Annotated in this window: 21 protein-coding genes; 12 read left to right on the top strand and 9 right to left on the bottom strand. The window is 45.4% G+C overall.

Annotation, left to right across the window (positions count from 1 at the left end):
- Positions 1–143: 143 nt before the first annotated feature.
- Positions 144–1,784, top strand: coding sequence for an acetolactate synthase large subunit (locus tag F0261_RS03065; protein ID WP_014980556.1), 1,641 nt, complete (start codon positions 144–146; stop codon positions 1,782–1,784).
- A gap of 32 nt (positions 1,785–1,816) precedes the next feature.
- Positions 1,817–3,247 (top strand): aldehyde dehydrogenase family protein, encoded by a 1,431-nt coding sequence (locus F0261_RS03060; protein WP_061486730.1) that lies wholly within the window; start codon positions 1,817–1,819, stop codon positions 3,245–3,247.
- Positions 3,248–3,331: 84 nt separating this feature from the next.
- On the opposite strand, the gene F0261_RS03055 is transcribed toward F0261_RS03060, so the two are convergent.
- Positions 3,332–3,691 carry a DUF2237 family protein gene (locus F0261_RS03055; RefSeq protein ID WP_014951082.1) on the bottom strand — a complete coding sequence of 120 codons (360 nt, stop codon included), beginning with the start codon at positions 3,689–3,691 and terminating at the stop codon, positions 3,332–3,334.
- A gap of 164 nt (positions 3,692–3,855) precedes the next feature.
- On the opposite strand from F0261_RS03055, the gene ubiG reads away from it, so the two are divergent.
- The 6 genes from ubiG to F0261_RS03025 all read left to right on the top strand — a co-directional run bounded on the left by ubiG (position 3,856) and on the right by F0261_RS03025 (position 10,392).
- Positions 3,856–4,608, top strand: a complete 753-nt coding sequence (gene ubiG, locus F0261_RS03050) for a bifunctional 2-polyprenyl-6-hydroxyphenol methylase/3-demethylubiquinol 3-O-methyltransferase UbiG (RefSeq protein ID WP_014980554.1) — start codon at positions 3,856–3,858, stop codon at positions 4,606–4,608.
- Positions 4,609–4,857: 249 nt separating this feature from the next.
- Complete coding sequence (locus F0261_RS03045; RefSeq protein ID WP_014980553.1) at positions 4,858–5,847, top strand: triacylglycerol lipase; 990 nt, start codon at positions 4,858–4,860, stop codon at positions 5,845–5,847.
- Positions 5,847–6,860 (top strand): lipase secretion chaperone, encoded by a 1,014-nt coding sequence (locus tag F0261_RS03040; RefSeq protein ID WP_014980552.1) that lies wholly within the window; start codon positions 5,847–5,849, stop codon positions 6,858–6,860. Before F0261_RS03045 ends, F0261_RS03040 begins: the two co-directional genes overlap by 1 nt.
- 189 nt (positions 6,861–7,049) lie before the next feature.
- Positions 7,050–7,658 (top strand): glutathione S-transferase family protein, encoded by a 609-nt coding sequence (locus F0261_RS03035; RefSeq protein WP_014951078.1) that lies wholly within the window; start codon positions 7,050–7,052, stop codon positions 7,656–7,658.
- Positions 7,658–8,317, top strand: coding sequence for a glutathione S-transferase family protein (locus F0261_RS03030; protein ID WP_014980551.1), 660 nt, complete (start codon positions 7,658–7,660; stop codon positions 8,315–8,317). The genes F0261_RS03035 and F0261_RS03030 overlap by 1 nt, the downstream gene beginning before the upstream one ends.
- 95 nt (positions 8,318–8,412) lie before the next feature.
- A complete protein-coding gene (locus F0261_RS03025) occupies positions 8,413–10,392 on the top strand; it encodes a S9 family peptidase (RefSeq protein WP_041449885.1) in 1,980 nt (659 codons plus the stop codon).
- Here F0261_RS03025 and F0261_RS03020 read toward each other — a convergent pair.
- Positions 10,379–11,278, bottom strand: a complete 900-nt coding sequence (locus F0261_RS03020; protein WP_014980549.1) for a LysR family transcriptional regulator — start codon at positions 11,276–11,278, stop codon at positions 10,379–10,381. The genes F0261_RS03025 and F0261_RS03020 overlap by 14 nt on opposite strands.
- 99 nt (positions 11,279–11,377) lie before the next feature.
- Between F0261_RS03020 and F0261_RS03015 the strand changes: the two genes are divergently transcribed.
- Positions 11,378–12,121 carry a hypothetical protein gene (locus F0261_RS03015; protein ID WP_014980548.1) on the top strand — a complete coding sequence of 248 codons (744 nt, stop codon included), beginning with the start codon at positions 11,378–11,380 and terminating at the stop codon, positions 12,119–12,121.
- A gap of 39 nt (positions 12,122–12,160) precedes the next feature.
- Here F0261_RS03015 and F0261_RS03010 read toward each other — a convergent pair whose 3' ends face one another.
- A complete protein-coding gene (locus F0261_RS03010) occupies positions 12,161–13,078 on the bottom strand; it encodes a homocysteine S-methyltransferase family protein (protein WP_232306430.1) in 918 nt (305 codons plus the stop codon).
- Positions 13,079–13,126: 48 nt separating this feature from the next.
- Positions 13,127–14,299 carry an ROK family transcriptional regulator gene (locus tag F0261_RS03005; protein WP_014951073.1) on the bottom strand — a complete coding sequence of 391 codons (1,173 nt, stop codon included), beginning with the start codon at positions 14,297–14,299 and terminating at the stop codon, positions 13,127–13,129.
- A gap of 285 nt (positions 14,300–14,584) precedes the next feature.
- Between F0261_RS03005 and F0261_RS03000 the strand changes: the two genes are divergently transcribed.
- Positions 14,585–15,553: a carbohydrate kinase gene (locus F0261_RS03000; RefSeq protein ID WP_014951072.1), complete on the top strand. Its 969-nt coding sequence runs from the start codon at positions 14,585–14,587 to the stop codon at positions 15,551–15,553.
- Between the two features lie 101 nt (positions 15,554–15,654).
- On the opposite strand, the gene yeiP is transcribed toward F0261_RS03000, so the two are convergent.
- The 3 genes from yeiP to F0261_RS02985 form a co-directional block, all read right to left on the bottom strand.
- Positions 15,655–16,230 (bottom strand): elongation factor P-like protein YeiP, encoded by a 576-nt coding sequence (gene yeiP, locus F0261_RS02995; protein ID WP_014980546.1) that lies wholly within the window; start codon positions 16,228–16,230, stop codon positions 15,655–15,657.
- 102 nt (positions 16,231–16,332) lie between these two features.
- The gene (locus F0261_RS02990) at positions 16,333–18,003 is read right to left on the bottom strand and encodes a cisplatin damage response ATP-dependent DNA ligase (RefSeq protein ID WP_171337184.1); all 1,671 of its coding nucleotides are present in this window, start codon (positions 18,001–18,003) and stop codon (positions 16,333–16,335) included.
- Positions 18,003–19,019 carry a ligase-associated DNA damage response exonuclease gene (locus F0261_RS02985; protein ID WP_014980544.1) on the bottom strand — a complete coding sequence of 339 codons (1,017 nt, stop codon included), beginning with the start codon at positions 19,017–19,019 and terminating at the stop codon, positions 18,003–18,005. Before F0261_RS02985 ends, F0261_RS02990 begins: the two co-directional genes overlap by 1 nt.
- Positions 19,020–19,258: 239 nt before the next feature.
- Here F0261_RS02985 and F0261_RS02980 point away from each other — a divergent pair, with 239 nt between their 5' ends.
- Positions 19,259–20,074 (top strand): putative porin, encoded by an 816-nt coding sequence (locus tag F0261_RS02980; protein WP_014980543.1) that lies wholly within the window; start codon positions 19,259–19,261, stop codon positions 20,072–20,074.
- 113 nt (positions 20,075–20,187) lie between these two features.
- Here the strand turns inward: F0261_RS02980 and F0261_RS02975 are convergent, their stop codons facing one another.
- A complete protein-coding gene (locus tag F0261_RS02975) occupies positions 20,188–21,126 on the bottom strand; it encodes a transporter substrate-binding domain-containing protein (protein ID WP_014980542.1) in 939 nt (312 codons plus the stop codon).
- A gap of 140 nt (positions 21,127–21,266) precedes the next feature.
- Positions 21,267–22,445 (bottom strand): DUF418 domain-containing protein, encoded by a 1,179-nt coding sequence (locus F0261_RS02970; protein ID WP_014980541.1) that lies wholly within the window; start codon positions 22,443–22,445, stop codon positions 21,267–21,269.
- Positions 22,446–22,668: 223 nt separating this feature from the next.
- Here F0261_RS02970 and F0261_RS02965 point away from each other — a divergent pair, with 223 nt between their 5' ends.
- Positions 22,669–25,221 (top strand): ligase-associated DNA damage response DEXH box helicase, encoded by a 2,553-nt coding sequence (locus tag F0261_RS02965; RefSeq protein WP_171337183.1) that lies wholly within the window; start codon positions 22,669–22,671, stop codon positions 25,219–25,221.
- Positions 25,222–25,254 lie beyond the last annotated feature (33 nt).

The raw sequence follows: 25,254 nt of genomic DNA, 5'->3' as shown, positions 1-25,254 counted from the left end.
TTTCTCTCCTATACACTATTTTTTAACATGCCCGTTAGCAACGGGCATTTTATTACGCACAGTAAACCCATTCGCAGCATTGTTTCGTAGCACAACTAATAAGAACTTTATTTTCTGCTCAAATTACAAGGAGCGTGCAGCACATGAAAGCGTCCGATTTATTTGTTAAAGCGTTAGAAGCAGAAGGCGTGGAATACGTCTTTGGTATCCCAGGTGAAGAAAACCTCGACTTACTTGAGTCGTTGCGCGAGTCCTCTATTAAACTGGTGCTGACTCGTCACGAGCAAGGCGCTGGCTTTATGGCTGCTACTTACGGCAGGCTTACCGGAAAAGTGGGAGTGTGCCTTTCGACCTTAGGACCTGGGGCCACTAATCTAGTTACTCCCGCAGCTTATGCTCAACTCGGCGCTATGCCAATGTTGATGATTACCGGGCAAAAGCCGATCAAAACCAGCAAGCAAGGTCGCTTTCAAGTTATCGACATCGTTGACATGATGCGGCCGATCACTAAATTCACCAACCAGATTGTGAGTGGCGATAGAATACCTTCTACTGTGCGAGAGGCATTTCGTCTAGCCCATGAAGAGCGCCCTGGCGCTGTACACATTGAACTGCCAGAAGACATTGCCGCAGAACAAACCAGTGCCCAAATACTAACACCTAGCATGGCCCGTCGACCTATCGCCGAATACAAAGCAATTGCTGCTGCGATTACCATGATTGAAGAAGCCCAGTCACCTTTGTTATTGATTGGCGCCGGAGCAAACAGAAAGCTAACAGCGAAAATGCTCAGGGAGTTTGTTGATAAAACCTGCATTCCATTTGTTACAACCCAAATGGGTAAAGGGGTACTAAACGAAAGCGACCCGCGCTTTGCAGGGAACACTGCTCTGTCTGACGGTGATTTTGTACACAGGGCAATAGAGCGTGCCGATCTTATTATCAACGTAGGCCACGATGTGGTAGAAAAGCCACCGTTCTTCATGCATCACAACGATAAAAAAGTGATTCATGTCAACTTTGATTCGGCTGCCGTAGACCCTGTTTACTTCCCGCAACTCGAAGTCGTTGGAGATATTGCTAACAGCATCTGGCAAATAAAAGAAGGCATTACTCCCCAAGACAGTTGGAAACTCGACTTCTACAAAGATGTGCATCAAGCCTATGTAGATCACCGTGCTGAAGCAGAAGACGATAATCGATTCCCTATCTTACCAGAACGTCTTGTACGCGATATTCGTAAAGTTATGCCTGATAACGGCATTGTTACGTTAGACAACGGCGTATATAAAATATGGTTTGCCCGAAATTACCCCGCATATCATCCGAATACCCTGCTCTTAGACAACGCACTGGCTTCAATGGGAGCCGGTTTACCATCAGCTATAGCTGCCAAACTAGTGAAGCCTGATGTCCCTGTGGTAAGCGTATGCGGCGATGGCGGCTTTATGATGAATAGCCAAGAAATTGAGACTGCCGTTAGACTTAAGCTTGACCTTGTGGTGATCATCTTGCGCGACGATGCGTACGGAATGATCAAGTGGAAACAAGCAAACATGCAGTTCGATGAGTTTGGTTTAGATTATGGCAACCCCAACTTTGTTAAATACGCACAAAGTTACGGCGCACAGGGCTGGAGAGTTGACGACGCGGATGTACTTATTCACTTAGTTGATAAGTGTTTGAACACAAAAGGCGTACATATTATCGATTGTCCAGTTGATTACAGTATGAATGACAAAACACTAAATCATACGATTAAAGAGCTTAGCGCCAAGCTTTAAGCCAAACGTAACAGAAAGGTAAGGAGTAAAAAATGTTGAAGGAAAGCTATCCCTATTATTTAGCGAGTGAGCCACATTATGCCAATACCGACTTGGACGTGACTAATAAATACACCGGAGAGGTAGCAACCAAGGTGGCGATGGCCGATGCGGATACCATCGATAAGGCCATTGCTGCAGCAGAAGAAGCGCAGCCTGCGATGGCCGCCATGGCTCCTTTCGAAAGACAAGCAGTGCTAGAGCACTGTGTGAAGCGCTTTACCGAAAGAGCCGATGAGTTGGCACAAGCGCTCTGTATAGAGGCTGGTAAGCCAATTAAAGACGCTAAGGGCGAAGTCAGCCGCCTTATCGATACCTTCAAAATAGCGGCAGAAGAATCAGTGCGTATTAACGGCGAGGTGGTGAATTTAGAAATCTCGGCGCGCGCCAAAGGTTATCAGGGCATGACCAAGAAGGTCCCTATAGGTCCATGTTCATTTATATCGCCGTTTAATTTTCCTCTGAATTTGGCTGCGCACAAGGTGGCTCCTGCAATCGCAGCAGGCTGTACCTTTGTACTTAAGCCTGCCTCGCGAACCCCTATTGGTGCGCTTATTATCGGTGAGGTATTAGCTGAAACTGACTTACCCAAAGGCGCGTTTTCTATTCTACCTTGTAGCCGCGACGGCGCTGACTTATTCACTACTGATGAAAGACTAAAGCTGCTTAGCTTCACAGGTTCACCTGATGTGGGCTGGGCGCTTAAAGCAAAAGCAGGAAAGAAGCCTGTGGTATTGGAGCTTGGCGGTAACGCCGCATGTGTAGTTGATGAAGATGCCGATATTGAAGACGCCATCGACCGCGTAATTGTCGGAGCTTATTATCAATCAGGGCAAAGTTGTATAAGTGTTCAGCGCCTTTTAGTGCATAGCAAAATATACGATGAGTTTAAGTCGCGCTATGTGGAAAAAGTGAAAGCGTTAGTGTCTGGCGACCCGTCTAATGAAGACACCTTTATTGGCCCTATGATCTCAGAAGGCGAAGCAGAGCGCCTTCACGGCTGGATTGAAGAAGCAAAAGAGAAAGGTGCCACCATTCTATGCGGCGGAACGCGAGACGGCGCCATGCTTGAGGCTACGGTAATGGAAAATGTACCAAAGGATTGTGATGCCAGTGCCGAAGAAGCGTTTGGCCCTCTATCTATTCTGGTGCCATTCGATGACTATGACGAAGCGCTTGAAGAAGTAAATAACAGCCGCTACGGACTTCAAGCAGGTGTGTTTACCCGCGATATATACAAAGCGCACAAAGCATGGGACGTGCTTGACGTTGGTGGTGTGGTCATTGGAGATGTACCTAGCTGGCGGGTGGACAACATGCCCTATGGTGGCGTGAAGGACTCAGGCTTAGGTCGCGAAGGTATTCGCTATGCGATTGAAGATATGTCTGAGACTCGCCTTATGGTAATTCGTACTCCTCAGTAGTAGATTGAGCTTCACTGCTCAATCAAGCAATGTTCACGCAATAGTGCGAATATAAGCATTCGAGGGCGAGGCGGCAGGTTTAGATTAATCTGCCGCGTACTCTTCTAGCAGTGAAAGTGGAATAATGTCTAACGCTTTTTCATGTGTGGCTTCCAAGCGTACTTTCGGCGCTACACCTGCCTCATAGGCTTGTAGCCAGCGAGCGGCACACAAACACCATCTGTCGCCTGCCAACAGGCCAGGAAATGTCATACTAGGCCACGGCGTGATGAGGTCGTTGCCTTGTCGTAGCGAAAACTGAAGAAATTCGTCAGTGACAACCGCGCATACGCTGTGATTACCCACATCAGCGTCTGGTACATAGCAAAACCCTTCTCGCGTAAATCCAGTATTTCCACAGCATAGCTGGAGTGGGCGTCCATAAACATTTTTTGCGTTCGCCAAAATCAGAACCCTCTTTTACAACGTATGGTTTAATAGGTATGTCTTATTCAAATCGCCAAGTAGCGAATTAAGGATGAATAGAACCTTATCTATCCACCTTATGACCCTGCTCGACAAGGGTCAACAATAAGCGCTACGGTAACTACGTTTTAAGGTAAAAAATCGTGCTCGATAAAAGCAAAAAAACAGGCGACAGTAACTTTTCTGAACAAGAAATTGCGCGCTTCGATGCGCTGGCTGACTCTTGGTGGGACCCAGAAGGCAAATACAAAACCGCGCTGGATTTTAATCGGGCAAGACTAAACGTTATAAAAGCACAAATAGAAAATCATTTCGGTCAGGGCAACTTGCCTCCCGATTATTCCGCCTTATCAGTGATAGATATTGGCAGTGGCGGTGGGCTAATAAGCGAACCGCTAGCAAAATTAGGCGCTCAAGTTACGGGAATAGATGCCAGTGCGGTGAGCGTAGAAGTGGCAAAGCGCCATGCTCAAAATACAGGAGTAAAGGTAGACTATCAGCATAAACTCTCAAGCGAGGTAGTAGAAGAAGGTCGGCAATATGATGTGGTAATTAACGCCGAAGTTGTTGAGCACGTGCCTGACCAGCAGCAGCTTATGCGCGAGTGCGCAAGTTTGGTTAAGCCGGGTGGCCTGCTGATTTTGGCGACGCTGAACCGCACGCTGAAAAGTTATGTTGTTGCCATAGTGGGAGCGGAATACGTAATGCGCTACTTACCAATAGGAACCCATGACTGGAAGAAATTTGTTAAGCCCAGCGAATTAAAACGCTGGATTGGAAATGAGTTTACCCTTAAGTATCAGGTCGGTATGAGGCTAAACCCACTTAAAGGAAAGTGGCTAACCACTTCGAGCCTAGCCGTAAACTACATTCAAACATATTCCAAACATAAATAAGCGACTATAAGTGTTATTTATGTCCTGTATGTTTAGTGCAAATGGTATGGGTTAACATACTTCATACCTGACGCTATCTTTCTGAATTAACTGACTAATAGTAACTAACTCCGTCGAAAATTTACCTATACACAGCAAAAGCCTTTATTAAAGATTTCACACAAAGGTTGATCTTTACATAGTGTTTACATAATTATAACAAAGGTCTGACCACAGACCATATATAACCATAATTATGGGACACACTCGATGACACTATATAACCACTTACGCTCTATAAGAATACGCTCTACAAAACCATGGCTTGGTAAATTCGCCGTGATATTAGCTTTGTTCAGTATGACATTAGGCTTGTCTGGCCAAGCCTACGCTGGCACCTACGCAAAAACCAAGCACCCTATTGTGTTAGTTCACGGTCTGTTTGGGTTCGAAGATATCTTATTTGTTGATTATTTCTATAAGGTGCCGCACAAACTTAGCCGAAACGGCGCTGTTGTCTATATCGCAGAGGTCTCACCAGCAAACTCGACCGAAGTCCGCGGTGAACAGTTACTCGATTACATTGATGAAGTTCTGGCGCTATCAGGAGCTGACAAAGTGAATTTAATTGGACACAGTCACGGTGGTCCAACGGCACGTTACGCCGCAAGCGTTGCCCCAGATAAGGTTGCTTCGGTAAGTTCAGTTGCCGGCGTAAACTGGGGAAGCAAAGTGGCAGATGAACTACGAGACGCTTTTTCTGAAGGTTCAGTGGGCGAGGGTGCTGCGGGCGTTGTAGTTAATGCGTTCGCCAATATCATCGAGATTGCCTCTGGGTCTGATCCGCGAGACAAACCTACAGATTCAATCGCTGCGCTTAATTCATTGTCTACGTCTGGCTCTGTTGCTTTCAATCAAAAATATCCAGAAGGGATGCCTACTGCCTACTGCCGCAACGATGGAAAAATGTTGGCTGAAAATGGCGTGTACTATTTCTCGTGGAGCGGAGGCAGAACTTACACCAATGCTCTTGATGTAGTTGACCCATTCTTAGCTATTACTGGCACCGCATTCAAAGAGCCAAACGATGGGCTAGTATCGACCTGTAGTTCTCATTTAGGCAAAGTACTTAAAGACAACTATAAGATGAACCATCTTGATGAAGTCAACCAAAGCTTTGGCATAACGCACTGGTTTGAAACCGACCCAGTAGACGTGTTTGTTCGTCAGGCTAACCGACTGAAAGGCTTAGGGCTGTAGTGGCGAAGCGTCAATTACGCCGTGTTTTTCCAATACTAGGAGGGCTGCTTGCCCTCTTAGTATTCGGTACTATTCTTTACAACCAGTTTGCGTCTGAATCTCAAACCTCTAGTTCAGAAATTTTCAGTCAACGCTCATCCTCAGGTGCACAAGCGAAAGCCGAAGAATATGAGTTAGAAGGAGGCGGTGCAGTACATCAAGTAACTGATGTAGGTAGTCATCGGGATAGTGACACTGATATTGCAGCTGATCGTACAAAAGCTGATCTCATTCCCTTTGAACTCAATTACTCAACCAAAGACGCTTTCGATCGCTTCGTATTTGCACGCACCTCAGAAGTGCCGCAAGCAGTGAAACTTGCCTACACAACCCATGCTCACGAAGTATTCACACTCAGCACGCAAGGTGACGCAATCGACTTATTTGCCCGGTATGTCGATTACAAAGTAGCGCTGTCTTTGGTTGAATTGGACGTCGACCTTGCCAGTCACAGCTTGCAGGATGTGTCGTTTAAACTAGATGAGCGAGAGGAAATTAGACGAACTTACTTTAATAATACTGAATACCACTATCTGTTTAGTCAAGAAGCGCAGGTAGATGAGGCGGCGCTAGCACGTTTAAGTGTTGCCCAAGAAAACACCTTATCCAGAGACGAGAGAAAGGCCCTTATCGTCGAGTCAATTAAAGCGGGAAACTCTGCCGAACGTAAAGCCTTCCAGCCCACGCTTAATATGCATCGAATAAACGAAATAAAAAACAACCACAGCACTATTAACGATCGCTATAACGCAGTGGCGGCTGAATTTGGTAGCGAAGTTGCAGAACGCTTTTCCAAAACATGGGCACAACAAGCTCAGTGGCAAAACAGAATTGCCGAATACAAAACATTTCGCGATAACCTGGCTCAGAAATCTCTTGATTCAAACGCAATAGAAAAAGCTCTGCAAGAGTATCAATCTGCCCATTTTACTGACAACGAAATAAAGCGTCTTAAAGTACTCACAGCGCTGTAGCAGCATCTAGATAGAGCTGGTTCAAGACTTGCAACTGGTTAATTATCTGCGAAAAATACAGAGGTATAACCATAAAGGCGCTGAATAGTATGAGTCATATAAAGAGTGATTTGAAAGCGTAATGCACAGTTACTAATCTTGGGTTATTACAATTCCTGACTAATCACCATAAGGCCCGTAATCATCATTATGAAAATCTACGAAACGAAGACTGCGCCCAACCCACGTCGAGTACGAATGTTTTTGGCTGAGAAGGGCATTGACGTTGACTACGTTCAGGTCGACATTCAAAAGGGTGAAAATCTAACTGCGGAAATGCGCGCGAAGAACCCGCTGGGAAAGATACCTATTTTAGAGCTTGATGACGGCACCTGTATTGCCGAAACCGATGCCATTTGTACGTATTTTGAAGCACTGCAGCCAGAGCCACCGCTAATGGGAACAACGCCCGTTGAAAAAGCGACTATTTCTATGTGGCAACGACAAGTAGAGTTCGCGTTTATGATGCAAATTGGTATGTGTTTTCAACATACTACAGGCTACTTTAAAGATCGTATGACACCAGTTCCTGAATTTGGTAAGGAAGCGGGTATTAATGCGTCGAAATATTTGAACATTTTAGAGCGTCGACTTGGTGTTAAAGAGTTTATTGCTGGTGACACCTTTTCTATTGCTGATATAACCGCGTTATGCGCTATGGATTTCGCCCGTGTGGTAAAAATTCGTATGACTGACGAGCATGTCAATCTGGCGCGCTGGTATGAGGCGGTAAGTAACAGAGAGAGTGCAAAAGCCTAATGATAGATTTATACACCGCAGCCACACCGAACGGTTGGAAAGCGTCGGTAGCGCTTGAAGAAATGGGGCTTGAATACACCGCCCATGCCGTAAACCTGACGAAGGGAGAGCAGAAAACTCCTGAATTTTTGGCGATGAACCCCAATGGCCGTATTCCGGTAATTGTGGATAGAGAAGCCGACGGTCACATCGTGTTTGAGTCTGGCGCTATCATGATTTATCTCGCAGAAAAAAGCGGTATGTTTTTACCCACCGACGCAAAGCGAAAAAGCCAGGTTTTACAGTGGGTCATGTTTCAGATGGGAGGCATAGGCCCAATGATGGGCCAAGCTAATGTGTTCCACCGCTACTTAGAAGAAAAAATTCCGGTGGCGATAGCACGTTATCAGAACGAAGTACGCCGCCTATTTACTGTGCTTGATGGGAGGCTAGAAAATCGAGAGTATTTGGTTGACGACTACAGTATTGCTGACATGGCGAACTGGTGTTGGGTACGTACCTATGAATGGTCTGGTGTAAGCATAGAAGGGTTGGACAACTTAATCCGTTGGAAAAACAGTATTGAAGCGAGGCCAGCCGCACGACGAGGAGTGGAAATCCCGAATAAAATTGACAGAGAAGCACTGATCAAAGGGGCTAAAAATGTTGTTACGAAATAATGGATAGCGTTTTTCAACTTCTTGATTGAAACAAAAGTTTGTTGGCGTAATATTGATCAACAAACTTAAAAAAATCAGAAAAATAAAGGACAAGTATGAAAGGATTTCTTCTCTCAGTATTAATGCTGCTAACAAGCTCTAGCGCATTTTCTTCACAAGAGTTGCCTCTTGAATATTTTATCAAGCACGGTGACTACCTAGACCTAGCTTTGTCTCCATCCGGTAAACATATTGCTGCGCGAGTCCAGGTAGACGGCAGGGTTTTTCTCGTTCTGTTAAAAACAGAGGATATGTCTATTGTTGGAGGAATTAGACCGCAGAACAACGACATTATACATACGGTCAACTGGGTAAATGACGAACGCGTAGTGTTTGAGTATGCAGAAAAGCAAACTTATCTCGACAGCCCAATCCCTACTGGCGAGCTATACGCTATGAATATTGATGGGTCGCAACGAGAATTGATATACGGGTATCGCGCCGGCGACCAGAAAACGGGGAGCCGTATTTCATCCAAAGATGATTCAAAGGCAAGCCAAGAAATCATTAGTTTCCTGGACAATGACGACGATCATATTTTAATCGTGGAGTACCCTTGGACAAAAGATGGCAAATTTTATTACGACCGTCGGGAAAAGCCGGCGTTAATTAGTCGCCTCAATGTTTACTCGGGCAAGAAACGTAAACTAGAAGTACTTCCCTATGGTTCAAGCAGTGCACTTGCCAATAAATTTGGCGATGTGAAGTTTATGACATGGCGAGATGATAACAATGTTCAACACTCTGCCTATAGAAGCAATAACGACGGTGAGTGGATCCCACTTGAGGAAGCATTTGAGAACGCAAGTGGTCTGTTGCCCTTAGGGCAAAGCGAAGACGGTGAATTTGTTTACCTATCCGGCCGCTTCGGTGATGAAGGTATTTCAACATTGTTTTCACTTCATCTACAGTCGGGGGAATATAAACGGGTGTTTTCTGACCATGCCACCGACATCGAATACGTAGTTCTGGACCGCAATGGCATGCCCGCTGTAGGTATCACTTACCCAAGTAGATCTAGCTATGTGTATGCGCAGACCGAAACAAAAGTGAGTAAAGTTCACAAGATGCTAGCTGAAGCGTTCAAAGGTCAAACTGCAACCATTGCAAGTCATACAAAAGACTGGAAAACACTGTTGGTACGCGTATCCAGTGATGTAAACCCCGGAGAGTACTACTTATTTGATAGCGACACATTGAGTGCTCGGTTTATTTGGGCAAACAGCTCTTGGATAGATCCTCGATTGCTTTTAAGCATGCAGCCTGTGGCAATACCTACAGATGACGGCGAAACAGTGAATGGTTACATCACGCTTCCAGCATCTAAAAAGAGCGACAAGAAACCTCCTTTAGTTGTTGTTATTCACGGCGGGCCACATCAATCAGGCACGCGTGATTTTTGGCGTTACGATTCTGAGACTCAGCTTTTGGCAAACCGAGGCTTTGCTGTTCTGCGTGTCAACTTCAGAGGAAGTGACGGCTATGGTAAGCGCTTTGAACGACTGGGTTATCAAGAGTGGGGCGGCACAATGATCAAAGACATCAACGATTCGGTAAAATGGGCCATTGAACAGGGCTATGTTGATGGAGAGCGAGTATGTGCCTATGGTGCAAGTTACGGCGGGTATGCTGCGCTTATGGCTGCAGTCAGAGACCCAGATTTGTATCGATGCACTATTGGCTATGTAGGGATCTACGATCTGCAGTATGTTTATTCTGAAAGTGACATTCCTACAAGCTGGGGAGGCAAAGCCTATTTGCAAGAAGTAATTGGTACAGATAAAGCGCAACTAGCGGCGTTTTCTCCTATTACTCACGCTGACAAGATCAAGGCAAAAGTAATGCTTATCCATGGTTCAAAAGACCGTCGTGTACCTGAAATAAATGCAGAAGCGCTAGCCGATAAGCTAGCAAAAGAGAATAACCCGCCAGTTTACCTACAATATTCGCAAGCAGGCCACGGTGTTTATGATGAGGGCGATAGACAGGAACTGTATCAAGGAATGCTAGATTTCCTGAGCACTAACTTGTTGTAGCTGTTGTTAGTGAGTCTACAAATCGATTAAGCCAGCCAAACGCAAAACTCGGTTTGTAGACAAGCTCGAATGACTCTTCATAGTGGTGAGGATAATCCATGACATCAACAACACTCAGCTTGTGTTTAGTTGCTATAAAATCTGGCACGTAAGCCAAAGCAAGGCCGTGTTCGACAATAGCCATCATCGTGCCGAAGTCATTGCATCGGTATTTAATTTCGCGCGGTACAGAGTCATCTCTCCAACCATCTGAGCCTATTCCCCGTTTTACACCACAAAATGGCGACACGTGAGGACACGCAAATGCGAAATTATGTAGTGTTTTACAGTCTATTTGGCTTATTGAATTTGAATTAAACAGTGGGTGGTTTCCTGACGCTGCCACTACATAACTCGAGCTCCCCAATGGAATACTTCGCAAAGAAGCACTATCCTCGCTATCACGGGCCGCTAACGGCGTAACAATACCTAAATCACAGTTTCCCTTAATAGTGTCTTCTAGGGCTTGTCCCTCCCAGCAAGCGTTTACTTTAAATTGAAAATGAGGCGCACTGAGTTGGTCAGCCAAGGCGGGCAAATAGTGCTGGAGCAACAAAGAAGGGCCCGCTATTGTGATAGTAGAGCGCTGCGAATCACCTTTAAATTCACTTATTGCTTGGTCAGTTTCATGCACAAGTTGGGAAGCATATCCAAGAAACTTTCTACCCTGCACATTTAACAATATGCCTCTTCCCACCCGGTCAAACAGCTGAGTTTGAAGTTTACTTTCTAATCGCTTAATTATTTTTGACAGTGCACCGCTCGTAACCGCGAGCTGCTTTGAAGCTATGTGTAAGTTTTCGTGGCGAGCGACAATGATAAATTTTCGTAAGTCTTCAATGTCCATTTGTTTTTTAGTTCCATTTTGGAAGTGTTTATGTATTTATTGTAGCTTAAAAGCAAATGGTAAAGGTGGGAATATAGAAGTCACCGAAGTGCTTATTGAATGCCTAAAATGAAATCTCCCCAACTGCTATCCATATTATTTATCCTGATGTCGACGCAACTTTCTGCTACCAGTGATGTGAGTAATAGTAAGTCGAAGGTGTATGGAAGCGAAAACGAAAGTACTCACCCTCACCACGAACGGTCGAATGGACGCATGGGGGTTCACGGTATGGCGCTTTTTACGGATGGCGTAAAACTCTACGCGAGCCATATGCCTCTTTACCACTTTCCTCATGATTACCAGCTTATCTATGAAGTAGAAAGTACGCACCAGCCAGCATTAATAGCTTACTTGACAACTAACTCTTTGAACACACACAAAGAGGCGCCGCTGCTCAGTATTGTACCGGAAGTATTCGACCTCAATTTGCTAATTAACGGTGAGTCGCTGGGTGTATCGGCAACGTTATTTAAGGGGCATTTTGAACGAGAAGGAACAGAATGGTTAATTGACCAAAATCTGTTTTTTAAGAAGCAATTGTTCAAGCAAAGACTAGAGAAAAAAGACGAATCTGGCAGCAAACATTGGTCTCAGGTCGTGCTCAACGGTCAGTCGCTTTACATCCATAGCATTAACAATGCGCCGTCTTTTGATGCGTTGGTATGGGCAAAGGCATGTCCACACTTAGACCACAACAAGAGTAATATCGATGTACCCAGTAAAATGCAAATAAGAGCCATGTTCTATACATGCAGTAGCCATCAAATAGCGTATTATGAAACACAAGACTTCGTAAGATAAAACCGAAAGCGACCCGTCGATCAAGGTTCACCTTAAGTACTAAAATAGTTTATCACTTAGTTGGTGTGGATATACTTGGCTAATAGCTTGTATATGTTCAGGGCCGATACCACAGCAGCCCCCGATGATGGTTGCGCCAGCAGCCACCCAAGTCTTAACGTATTCAACATAGCGAGCGGGGGTTATATCGTCACGTATTTCTGAAAGTAGTGCGTTGGCCGCATGCGTACGTTTTCTCTCAGAAAAGCTATTTGCATAAGCGCCAATATTAATCGAAGTATTTAAACTTCGCGTTATTGAAATAGCGCCTTCCATCTCTTCCGGCTGCGAGCAATTGAAAAGTACGCTTTGTACTTCGCTCAATACTGGCGCTATCTCACTTAGCGGCTCACCAGAGCGCAATGTCACAGGCTCGTTAGATGTTTCTCGATTACTAACGGAGAATGACAGCCATATAGGCAGTGAAGAGTGCTGTTTTATAAATGATACCACGGCTTCAGCTTCTTCTACCGAGCTTGCAGTTTCAATCAACCAAACATCAACATAGGGCTCCTGCGCTTTAATAAGCGGTGTGAGAATGTCGCCTACACGACTCGCGTCAAACAAATCTGGGCGGTAAGAACCAAAAGCCGGAGGAACGCTACCCGCGACAAATCGCCTCTTGTCACCATCGCTATTTAGTGCGTTTACTGCGCCTCGAGCGAGTTCGGCCGCATTCTGGGCTAGAGTAAAAGCCTGCTCCCTAAATGTATTTTCCCCAATATGAAAAGGTACAAGCGCATAGGCGTTAGTGGTAATAACGCAGGCACCGGCTTCAAGAAAACGTTTGTGCACTTCACTTACTAATTCAGGTGTTTGCATTAGTGCCAGTGCTGACCACTCTGGCTGCTTAAAGGGCGCACCTGTCTTTTTCAGCTCTCGCCCCATGCCGCCATCTAAAATTAAAATGTCATGCATTCCTTCTTTCATGCTGCCCAAAGCCAAACCTTTTGAGATATTAGATGATTAGTAATAATTTGCCTGAAGGGCTAGGTTTGCACTTCCAATGGATTGCGCTTTTCTGCCTACAAGACCTTCGCTTATGTGTACCTGAGCAAGACCACGCATATCAAGCGTCTCCATCGCGCTTTGCGTATGCGCGACCAATGCGTTTTTGACATCATCAGGAATTGCGCCATCTATGATTACGCCGTCTAGGTCTAACAAGCTCATTGCACATTGAGTCGCAAAGGCCAATCCTCTGGCGGTTTCACTCAACCAGTCTTCTATTGAGCGCGTGTCACAAGACCAGTGGGATGGCGATTCATAAATATGCTGACCGTTGTGCCCAGCGTCGTTTAGCTTTCTTTCCAGCAAATAAAGTGAAGACTGGGTTATTAGTTGGCTTTGTGTACTGCCATTGTAAAAGGGTAAAGAGCCAATGGCCCCGGCGTTGCCTGTTTTTCCATTAACTAACTGGTTATTGAGTACCAGGCCACCGCCTAAGAATGTGCCAACAAAGATGTAAAGAAAACTATTGTAGTTTTGGGAATTACCGAACGACATCTCTGCGCTGCACGCTGCTCCAGCATCATTTTTTATAAAAACAGGCAGTGATAATAAATCTTCCAACGCCGCTTGTGGATTAAACTCTCTCCACTCTTCCAATTCATTTTTAGGGGCGCCAGCTTCTTCTGCCCAACTCCAAATTTCGAAGGGCATAGCAACGCCTAAACCTCGGATTAGGCGCTGTTGGTCTGTATCCAAGTTTTTAATGAGTACATTGAAAGCACGTTTTGCAAAGGTAAGCAGATTGCTTACGGTCGGGTAGGCGAACTTCTCGTGAAGTGTTGCTCTTACATTGCCTTTTAAGTCGAGTAACGTCATATCAAAGCTTCGTCGACCTACTTTCAGCCCTATGCCAAACGCGCCGTTTTCATTGAGACCAAACGGCACCTTGGGCTGGCCTACTCCGCCTTTGATTGGCTTTAGTCGCCTTACTAGGCCGTCAGCCTCTAGTTTTTTAATGATCACGGTAGCTGATTGTGCAGACAGCCCCGTTAACTGTGCTATTTCAGCTTTAGGCAATGAAGAACGTTGGCGAATTAGGGTAAGGATATCCCGTTCATTCGCTGAGCGGCTATCAAGCAATGTAGGTGCTTTTTGTGATGGCAGGTGAAAGGCCGATTCAGTATTCAATGTATTTACAATCTATCGTTTTAAGAAGCTAGAGTGTAATAACAACCTAGCCGTGTATCAAATTTAAGAAATGGTGTAGGTACTTGTTCAGACATAACTTTATTCGACAGTACTACGTCAACCCTATCACACCCATTGATTTTTGCGCAAAAGGTTAAATCAATTAGGTTGATTTAATTGGTTCTTTCGACAATACTATGCCCCAATTAATTAACGATTCGTTAACCTTGCGCGAACTGTGCATAGGTAAGCTGCAATTTCTAAATTCTGTTAAGAGAGGCTGGTATGAAGATTTTATGTTTAGGTGAAGTGCTAATTGATATGTTAAGCCAAGGCGCTGCGCCCAAAGATGGCAACATACCAGCAATGAAACCTTTCCAGCCCTACGCGGGTGGTGCACCTGCTAATGTGGCAGTCGCTGTAGCTCAGCTAGGTGGTGAGAGTGCAATGGTCTCGAAAGTAGGTGACGATACTTTTGGCGCGTTTCTCAAAGAAATGCTAGAACACTACAAAGTAAACACTGACTTCGTGTGGACTACACAAGAAGGTAATACGGCTTTGGCATTTGTAAACTTGGATGCAGACGGCGAACGCTCTTTTGATTTTTATGTTGATAATGCAGCGCATAAACACATTTCAGAGCAAGATTTGTCGACGATAGATTGTGATAAAAATACAGTGCTTCATTTTTGCTCAGGTTCTATTTCAGGCCCTGAACTTATTCCTGGTACCGAGTTTATTCTGAACAAGGCGAAGGAAAACGGCATGATGGTGTGTTTGGATATTAACTATCGCCCAGCGTTTTGGGATGACACAGCGAATGCTCCGTCACGTATAGATGAAGCTGCAAAGAAAGTGTCTGTTTTAAAGGCTAGCCGAGAAGAACTCGCAGAGCTATATGGCGAAGAAAATGCTGATACAAAAGTTCAGCAATGGCTTGATAGCGGCGTTAAAGTTGTATTGGTAACCGATGGTGGTGAGCCTATTCACTATATTACTAAGTCGTTTAGCGGCACGTTAGCGTCACCTAAAATGGATGTAAAAGACACGACGGCAGCGGGTGACTCTTTTATTGGTGGCTTCTTATATTTCCTCTCTACAAAAGTGAAAAGCGCTGATGACTTCGACGCATGGGCGGAGAACTTCGAGAATGTAAGCGAAGCTACGGAATTTGCTATCCGCTGTGGTGCTTACACGGTAACGCAGTATGGTGCATTTAGCGCATTGCCAACGCAGGCTAATATCGCTAAATAAGTATCGATTATCTTAAGATAAACAAAAGGGTTCAAAATGAACCCTTTTTTCTTCAATAGCTGCGCACCGGCAAAGGTGGCGTCAGCTGATGTATTGGTTGCTTAGTGCTTATCTGCTCTGCTTTGGAACTTACGCTCTTCAGTATTAACCTTAATCCATTCGCCAGTGCTGATGTATTCAGGCACCTGTACAACCAGTCCGGTTGAAAGTGTGGCTGGTTTTGTGCGAGAAGTGGCTGAGGCACCTTTAATAGATGGGTCTGTCTCAACAACTTCAAGCTCTACGCTCATTGGCAAATCTAATGCAACTGGCACTTCACTTACGATAACAACCTGAATACCGTCGGTGTCTTCGTTAATAAACAGTGCTTCATTCTCGATACTTTCTTTGTTCAAGTGATAAGGCGTGTAGTCTTCCTTATCCATGAAAATGTATTCGTCACCATCAATATAAGAAAACATTGCCGGACGACGAATTAAATCAGCCATATCTAATGTGTCTGAGTCTTTAAATGTTTCGTCGTACTTAGCACCTGTGACGACGTCATACATGCGCATGCGATAAATGCTGCCACCTGCACGACCTTGGGGTACAGAGCGCTCTATATCTCTAACTATGCAGGTCTTACCGTCAAACACCACGGTGTTATTCTTTTTGATTTCACTAGCCTTAGGCATGGCGATTTCCTATTTTTATGTTCTTCAGGCAATCCGCCCGAGGTCATCTGTAAAACATTATTTTCAGCGATTTTATCTCACTTAGGAAGTATTTTTACGCACTTAACTTTCTATTAAAGCTTTAACGTTGGCTAGTGTGTCAGCCTCAGTTGCGGGCTTGTCCCAGCGAATACGGTGAATACGGGGAAAGCGCAATGCAACACCTGACTTATGTCTGGAGGATGGGTGTACAGCGTCGAAAGCCACTTCTAACACCAGATCTTTCTTTACCTCCCGCACAGGGCCAAAGCGTCCCACTGCATTGCGCCGTACCCAGTTGTCTAGCTTCTTAAGTTCTTCGTCGGTAAATCCAGAATATGCTTTTCCTATTGGCAGAAGCTGGTCGTCTTCCCATGCGCCGAACGTGTAATCGGAATAGAAGCTCGATCGTTTCCCGTGCCCTCGCTGCGCGTACATCATTACTGCATCAACCACCAGCGGGTCGCGCTTCCACTTGAACCATTGCCCTTTGGGACGGCCGGGGATGTACTTGCTATCTAAGCGCTTTATCATCAACCCTTCCACCGCGCGATTTTGACAAACGTGGGCGTGAAGTTCACGAAGGCTTTCAGGAGAGGTTGCCGAAAGGGTTTCCGATAAAAACAAGCGCTCGCTCTTATTGTGGTTAAACCATTCGTTGAGAGCGTGGCGACGTTCCTTCAATGTTTTCTCAGTTAAATCTTCGCCATCTAACACTAGGGCATCGTAAACAATAAGCCCGACAGGTGCAGATGCTTGCAGTGCTTTGCTCGGCTTTTTCTTATTGAGGCGTTGCTGCAGTGCATTGAATGTGTCGACATTCGGCTGTGAAGCCATAGCGTCATAAGCATCTTCCTTTACGTTATGAATAACCAGTAGTTCACCGTCTAGCACCATATTTCCTTTTACCGTTTCAAGTAGGTCTGGAAAAGAATGGCTAATGTCATCTCCTGTGCGTGAGAAAAGCGCTTTATCTGGCGTATCGTCATCCGAAGACTGAGAGGTATTTTTTTTAGCGGCTTTATTACCTACAGACCTTTCTGATTTAACAGCGAGCTGTACTCGAATGCCGTCGTACTTATTTTCAATTTGCCACGTGTTTTCCTCAAAGGCATCAATATCGCTGTCCTCGATAGGGTGCGAAAGCATCACGGGGTGAAAGGTAACCGCATTTTCAACATTAGGTTTGTCAGCGTCGCCTTCTAACCAAGCAAGCATCTCTGAATAAGGTGGTGTAACCGCATGCCACAGCGTCTCAATTTCTTTGATATCTTTATTGCCATAATCGGCCAGTATTTGCTTAATGGAACGAGCCGACACGCCTATGCGCAACCCCCGCGTACCAAGCTTTAATAAAGCCCAGCGCTGCGCAGGTGTCATCATCGTTAAATAGTTGGCTAGCGTCTTAGACACCTTTTGCTTACTTACAGATGCAAAGGTTTCTACTACTTCAGTAAGACTGGGAAGTTTGTCTACAGGCTCACTGTAAGGCCATAAATGCGCCACGGTTTCGCTGACTTCGCCTACATAATCGTAGCTCATTGCAAAGAGAGCAGGGTCGGTGTGCTCGGTAATAAGTTTTTTTACTGTGTTGCGTTTAAAAAAATCAAAACGCAATGTCCCTGCCATAGCAGCAATGGCCCAGCCACGGTCAGGATCAGGTGTGTTGGCAATGTAATCGGCAATGAGTTGCGCTTTGGCTTTAGTTCCCGCTGTATAGTAAAGCTGCTCAAGCAGGTTACTGAATTCCTCCATTAGTCGCCTCCTTGCTCTTCTTCATCATAGCCGACTAGCGATAACGCTCTGGCTTTGAACCCCATTCTTTCGGCTTGATACATTAACGCGTCTTCTCTACCGTGGGTCACCCATACTTCTTTGGGGTTTACTTCTTCAATGGTTTGCAACAATTCTGGCCAGTCGCAGTGATCGGAAATAATAAGCGGTAATTCGGCATTTCTTTGCTTCGCGCGGGCGCGAATTTGCATCCAGCCAGACGCCATAACAGGGCGCACATTGGGTAAGCTTCTCGACCACCTATCGGCCAATGCTGAGGGAGGCGCAATTACAATCTCGCCTGCCAGCGTCTTCTTATCCTCAACCTCTGATACCGGAATTAATGGGCCCAAATGTATTCCTAATTGTTCATATAAATCACACAGTTTTAATTGGGCGCCATGTAAGTAGATGGGCTTTTCGTACCCCGCTTCACGTAGCGCTAAAATAACCCTCTGGCATTTCCCTAGGGCATACGCACCGACAAGGTGACAGCGTTCGGGAAAGACCCGTAACGAGTGAAGGAGCTTTTCTATTTCGTGCTCTATTGGCGGGTGCTTAAATACAGGGAGGCCGAAGGTGGCCTCGGTAATTAAAACATCGCAAGGGACAACTTCAAACGGCGGACAGGTAGGATCGTGGCGGCGTTTATAGTCGCCAGAAACCACAACGCGGTAGCCTGCATATTCAATAAGAATCTGGGTGGAGCCCAAAATATGCCCAGCGGGGAAAAAGGTTACCTTAACATCGTTAAATGTTACTGACTCACCCAGCGTAACAGCGTGCTGTTGTGAGGCCATATCATCGCCATAGCGGGTTTTCATAATGGCCAGTGTTTCTGCACTGGCATAGACACTGTGGTGGCCTGCGCGCGCATGATCAGCGTGTCCGTGAGTGACAAGTGCTGTGGCCACTTCATTCATCGGGTCAATATAGAATTCACCCGGCTCGCAATACAGGCCAATGTCGTCAGCTTTAAGCCATGTTGATGGATGCACTACACATAATTTCCACGAAATAAATCATGCTCTTACTACGTAGTGAATGCATAAAATCGACCATTCGATGTTGAAAACACAATATGTTTCAAATGACTGCTGAACAATAAACGGTTTCGATTGTCACAAAATGTGTCGGTACGGCTTCTTTAATTGCACTTTATAAGTTTCTTAATTACATTCACTACCCGACTAAAAAGACAGCTTTTTGGACACTTCTCTAATAAGGACGTTGCTTTATGATGCGTTATTGCGCTTGCTTACTTGCTATTTCTACCCTCCCTGTTTTTGCTCAATCTACCGATATACAACACGAAGCTGCTATAGGCTTTTCAGACGTTCGCGATGGCGATGACGTTTTTATCGGTGCAGCATATCGCTATTACTTTGAGTCTGTAAGTATTGATGAGCAGCCTTGGTCAATAAGCCCCTACCTCCAGCGAACCAGTAATGTATCAGTTGACTATTTTGGCGTTGATGACGTTGACAATTTTAATGTGAGAGGCGAATGGTTTTATTCTGATGCGTTAGTCATAAGAGGGCGTTATGGTCGCTTGACCAACGATGGTCTTTATTTTGAAGATACGTCTAATCGATTCGGTATAGAACTGTCAACGTTTGCCAATGATAATTGGGAATACGGTGCTGGCATTGAATACTTTGACTTAACTGAAAAATATCTTGCATCAGCAGAACCATATGCAAGAGGCGAACGCTCTGAATCAGAATTCAGCTACAGCGTATTTGCTCGCTATAATAGTTTTGGAAGCCGCGCCGGAAAATTTACGCCGGGCTGGGATACAAAGTTGAAAGGCACCCAGTTTGATGGTGAATTTTCCATTGAACTAGATTCAGATTATTACTTTCGCCCCGACTGGAGTGTAGGCGTGTCGTACATTCACGAGAGTAACGACGTTATTGGCTCGGATAATGTTATTGAGTTAGGGACTCATTACTGGTTTAACCCGCATGCATCTGTTGAGTTCGGTCTAGGATATGATACCGACGAAAGCCAGCTGGGCTCGGCCACCTTGTTAGGTACGTTCAGATTCTAATACGCTATTTACGTGGACGAGGGCCTCATTTTTACAGGCCCTTTTTTGTACGTCATCCATGTAGGGGCGACGGTTTAAAGTGATAACTCGCGGATTTGAGCAGTGATGTTTTTCTATTGGAGGAGTATCGATATTGAATCTTCCGGCGTTGCCTCTAGCGTCGCTTCGGAGAGATGCGGATTATCAAGTTTGAGTATGGTCCTCTCTGAAAGCTTCAGCGCTTTTTCAATATCTTTAAAACTAATGTACTTTTCAAATAACGCGGCGAAGCTTCCGTCTTGTCGAGCCATATTTAATCCCTGTTCTATGCGCTGCGCTAATTCAGGTTTCGATTGTGAAACGAAGAAAAACATGTAAGACGGATAATACAATAAAACTGAAGGCTCTATGATAATGTCTGGGTCGTTTAGCGATTTCGCCTCTACCACCGCCTCATGAGCCGCACGTGGGAAATAATCAATTCTACCAGCCTTTAAAAGCTCAATGATAATGTCGTAATTACTGGTTCCTAACGTAGTAAATCCGTTGTGCTCTAGAATCTGAAAATCGGGCCAGTCGTGACCTTGACCTGCTACAAACCGCTTTAGGTCAGGCGCGCTACGAATATTGTCAAACTCACGTAGAGTACTTTGGCGGATCAAAGAAACGCGATAGCCCATGATTCCGTTCAATAGAGGAACCCGCACCGGAATGGCTTGCTGTTCACGCAGTTTTGACGTCACTGTCCAAAACACGTCAATTCCCCCTTCTTGGTTTAGTTGGCGCAGAACACGTTCTTGAACCAAATTGCCGCTACTCTCTACGAGATATGTTGGTTTAATAGGGTCTTCTGTTTTGCTGAGCGCTAATTTAAGCAATGCAGAGTAATAGTCATGAGAGGCATAGTCGAGCTCACTACTTTCGACTATCTTAACTTCATAACTGCTAGGGGAGAGCTGTGATGTTTGCGCACTGTCCAACACACTTCCAAAAGCTTGTTGGCAGAAAATGTGCCTAATTGTCATCACCGCTACTATTGAAAATAGCCCTACTCGACGTCGATTTTGTATCATGCCTATTTACCTCAATGGCTAAGGAAAAGCCATTGGGCCTACTAACCTTTAACATTGAGTAAAGCTTAGCAGGCCTACTTATTTAGGTTACGTTTACCGTTCAGTATAGACACAATTTTCAAGATACAAGCGATATGGCGTTAGGTGAGCTGCTCTATTTCGTCCTGTTTCAATTTTTGCTTTTTATGAAAACTGCGCAAATACATTTTTCGCCATAGGGCTTCAAAGGGACCTTGGTTGAAGTGCTTAGTAATAGCGTTCGCCAAAATAACTTGTACTGCGGTGAAGGCAATGGTGACCAGAAGCAAATCAAGTAACGTTACGCTGTAAATATAGTTTGGAAAATAAGCGGGCATGACGATGCGAAATAGCACAGCGAGTGCTATTGATTGGGCAAGGTAGAGCGTGAACGCAACTTTGCCGCAGTTTATAAGCGACTGATACCACCACGCCGCAGTATGTCTTATGTTTATCAATAGGTGAGCGTATACCAAAGCACAGAAAATGGCTGGAATGCTAGTGAACATGGGAATCACATCTAATGTTACCTGTTCGAATAAAAATTGCGGAAGTGCAGTAATGATGGACGTGGCGATGGCAACTACTACTAACTTTTTAAATGCTAATGATGAGAAGCCGCGGCTGAAAAAGCCTGCTCGATACAAGTAAGCTCCAAACATCATAAGTCCCATAGACTGCCACAGCATAGTGAATGGCGCGATAATAACAGTAGACAGCATAAACGACGCCTGTATACCAAGCTGCGTTAAATAGCCGCTTTGCCACAATGCCGCTTCTTCGTTAAATGTTTCACTGGGGCGCGTTGGTATTTCTGCCCCCATGTCATAAACAAAAGCCATAGCGAGCCCACCGATTAACATGATCGCGCTACCCACAATAAGATAATTAACACTCTTCTTCTTAAGTTCGTCTTGAGAAAGCGTGAAGTGTTTTAAAATAAAGAATGCGCACAAGCTGTAATACAGCAAGATGTCGCCGCTGAAAACAAATACGCCATGCACTAGCCCGAATACGAACAGCCATTTAAGTCTAGCTTGTGAGAAATCTAGAAAATTACGTCCACGCTTTTCACAGACCTCATATTGAATCGCCACGCCTGCACCAAACAACAAGCAGAACAGAGAACGAAATCGTCCATCCAAAAACAGCGTGTTAAAAAGTGAAATAACCGTGTCTGATAATAACGGCTCTTCAAAAAATGCATAGTTAGCGTAACCGTTTTGGTGAAACGTAATGTTCATGAATAAGATGCCAAGAATGGCTAAACCTCTAACGGCGTCTATTGAATGAATTCGCATGTACGGTCCTTGTAAGAAAATCGCTAATTCGTGAAGCATAAGAAGGTCAAAAACTCTGCGCTGAAGTTTACGCTAAGAAAATGTATAAGGTCGAAGTGAAAAATGTATCTAAACATTAAACGCGCTGAAGATGATTACATTGTGCATCTATCGTAAGGCGTGACAAGTAAACCTAACCAAGGTTTTGCCGTATAAGTGCTAAAAGTATTAACAAGAACCATCAATGACTCCACTTCCTTCAGTCTTTGCCCATTGGTTTGAACAAAAAGGCTGGCAACTACGCGATTATCAACACACCATGCTGGTGGAGAAAGACCAGCATGACTGTACATTATTGATTGCGCCAACCGGCGCTGGCAAAACCCTGTCTGGCTTTTTGCCTAGCCTAATCGAGCTTGCTGAGATGTCGGAAAACAGGGAGCTTTCCAAGAAGACCGGAACCAGCGAACAAGCCGAAACAAAGGCAATAAACAAACAGGCAACAAAAGGAAAAGAAAAGGGTGGGTTCAACGGCCTACATACCCTTTACATATCGCCGCTGAAAGCACTCACGCAAGATATTCATCGTAATTTATTACAGCCCATTGAAGAGATGGCGCTGCCGATAACGGCAGAAACACGCACAGGCGATACGCCCTCACACAAGCGCCAGCGTCAACGTAAAAAGCCGCCAAACATCCTGCTTACCACACCAGAATCGCTCATGCTGATGTTGAGCTACGCCGATGCCGATAAGCTTTTTGGCAAGCTTAAACGCGTGATCATCGACGAAACGCACAGTTTAATGGCCAACAAGCGCGGTGACTTTCTTTCACTCGCCCTCGCGCGGTTAAGCGTTCTATCACCGCATTGTAAGCGTATTGGCTTATCAGCCACCGTCGCTTTTCCCGAAACGCTAGGTGCGTGGCTGGCTGGCAGTGACGGTGTAGCTAATATTGTAAAAGTGAAAGCGGGTGAAAAACCTAAGGTGGAAATGCTGCACTCTAAAGCGCGCATGCCTTTTGGCGGCTTTATGGCTCGCTACGCCATCGATGATATTTACCAGGCCATTGAAAACGCCAAAACCACGCTGGTTTTTGTGAATACGCGAGCTCAGTCAGAGCTGTTGTTTCAAATGTTGTGGGAGGCAAACAAGGCTGCGCTACCTATTGCCCTTTATCACGGCAGCTTGAGCAAAGAGCAGCGTCGTAAGACCGAAGCCATGATGGCAAGCGGCATGCTGAGGGCAATTGTATGTACGTCGGCCTTGGAGTTAGGTATTGACTGGGGGGACGTGGATAAGGTTATTCAAGTTGGCGCACCAAAAGGCGTGAGCCGATTACTACAGCGTATTGGGCGGGCAAACCACAGGCTCGACGAGCCAAGTGAAGCGTTGCTCGTACCGGCAAACCGCTTTGAGGCGCTGGAATGCCAGGCGGCGATCACCGCTATTGAAAAAGGCGAGCTAGACGGAGAGAGCCCACAGCCAGGGGCGCTGGATATTGTCCCGCAATTTATATTGAACTGCTTGTGTAGTAGGGCTGATAGCCCAGATACCTTGTATCAAGAGATACTTACCGCCACGCCATACCAAGGGCTCGATAGAGAAGATTTCGCAAAACTGTGGCAATTTACCCAAGACGGCGGCAGTGCGCTCAATGCATATGAAAGATATCAACGCCTGACACAAAACGACGATGGCACTTACTCGCCAGCGAATCGGCGGGTTATTCAACGGCACAGACAAAATATCGGCACCATCGTTGAAGCGGGTCGGCTTAAAGTAAAGCGTATTCGAAGAGGAAACCAAGGCAAGATTATTGGTGAAGTAGAAGAGTATTTTGCCCAGCAGTTAACGCCCGGAGATACCTTCTACTTTGCAGGAGAGGTATTGCGTTTTGAGGCTATTCGCGACATGCAACTACACGCTAAGCCTGCAAAAGCGAAAGAGCCGAAAATACCAAGCTACGCAGGTGGCCAAATGCCCCTTTCTACCTATCTAGCGGAAGGTGTAAGGGCAATTTTGGCTTCTCAGAAATCGTGGAGAGCACTGCCTGCACAGGTACAAGAGTGGCTTAAACTTCAACAGGCGTTTTCTCAATTGCCTAGTCCTGACAACGTGCTTGTAGAACAATTTCCGTTTAGACAGGCGCACTATACCTTGTACTACACCTTCGACGGACGCAAAGCGAACCAAACCTTGGGTATGTTGTTAACTCGACGAATGGAAAAAATGGGCATTAAGCCTTTAAGCTTCAGCGTGACCGATTACGGATTATCGGTGGCTTCAGTAAACGCCATCACGCAGGGACAGCTGCAGCAGCTATTCCAGCCAGATATTTTAGGGGACGAGTTAGAAGACTGGATGTTACAGGCACCTATGCTTAAGCGCTCGTTCAGGCAAGTGGCGGTGGTGAGTGGGCTCACTGAACAGCGCTATCACGCCAGCCAAAAAACCATGAAGCAGGTCACCTTCTCTACGGATCTTATTTACGATACGTTGCGTGAACACGACCGCGACCATATCTTACTTAAAGTAGCACGGGCCGATGCAGAGCGTGAGCTACTTGATTTACGGCGACTCGCTAATTTACTTATTCGCTATGTAGATTCAGCGACATTAGTGAATCTTGAAAAGCCGTCGCCCATGGCCATTCCAATAGTACTGGATGTGCGTAGTGAACAAGTGAAAGGCGCTGGCGCACAGGCTATCATCGAGCAAGCTAATTTATATGCAGAAGCTGAAACCATGTTAGATGAAGTGCGCGCATTGTTATCGGGCTCATCTGTTGAGTAATATTAGATAGAAGCAGAAACGAAAAGAATAAGA

This window comes from Alteromonas sp. 07-89-2, assembly GCF_013113925.1.
Classification (GTDB): Bacteria; Pseudomonadota; Gammaproteobacteria; order Enterobacterales; family Alteromonadaceae; genus Alteromonas; species Alteromonas macleodii.
The sequence above is the reverse complement of the archived record's forward strand: the minus strand, read 5'-3'. Positions and strand labels throughout refer to the sequence as shown.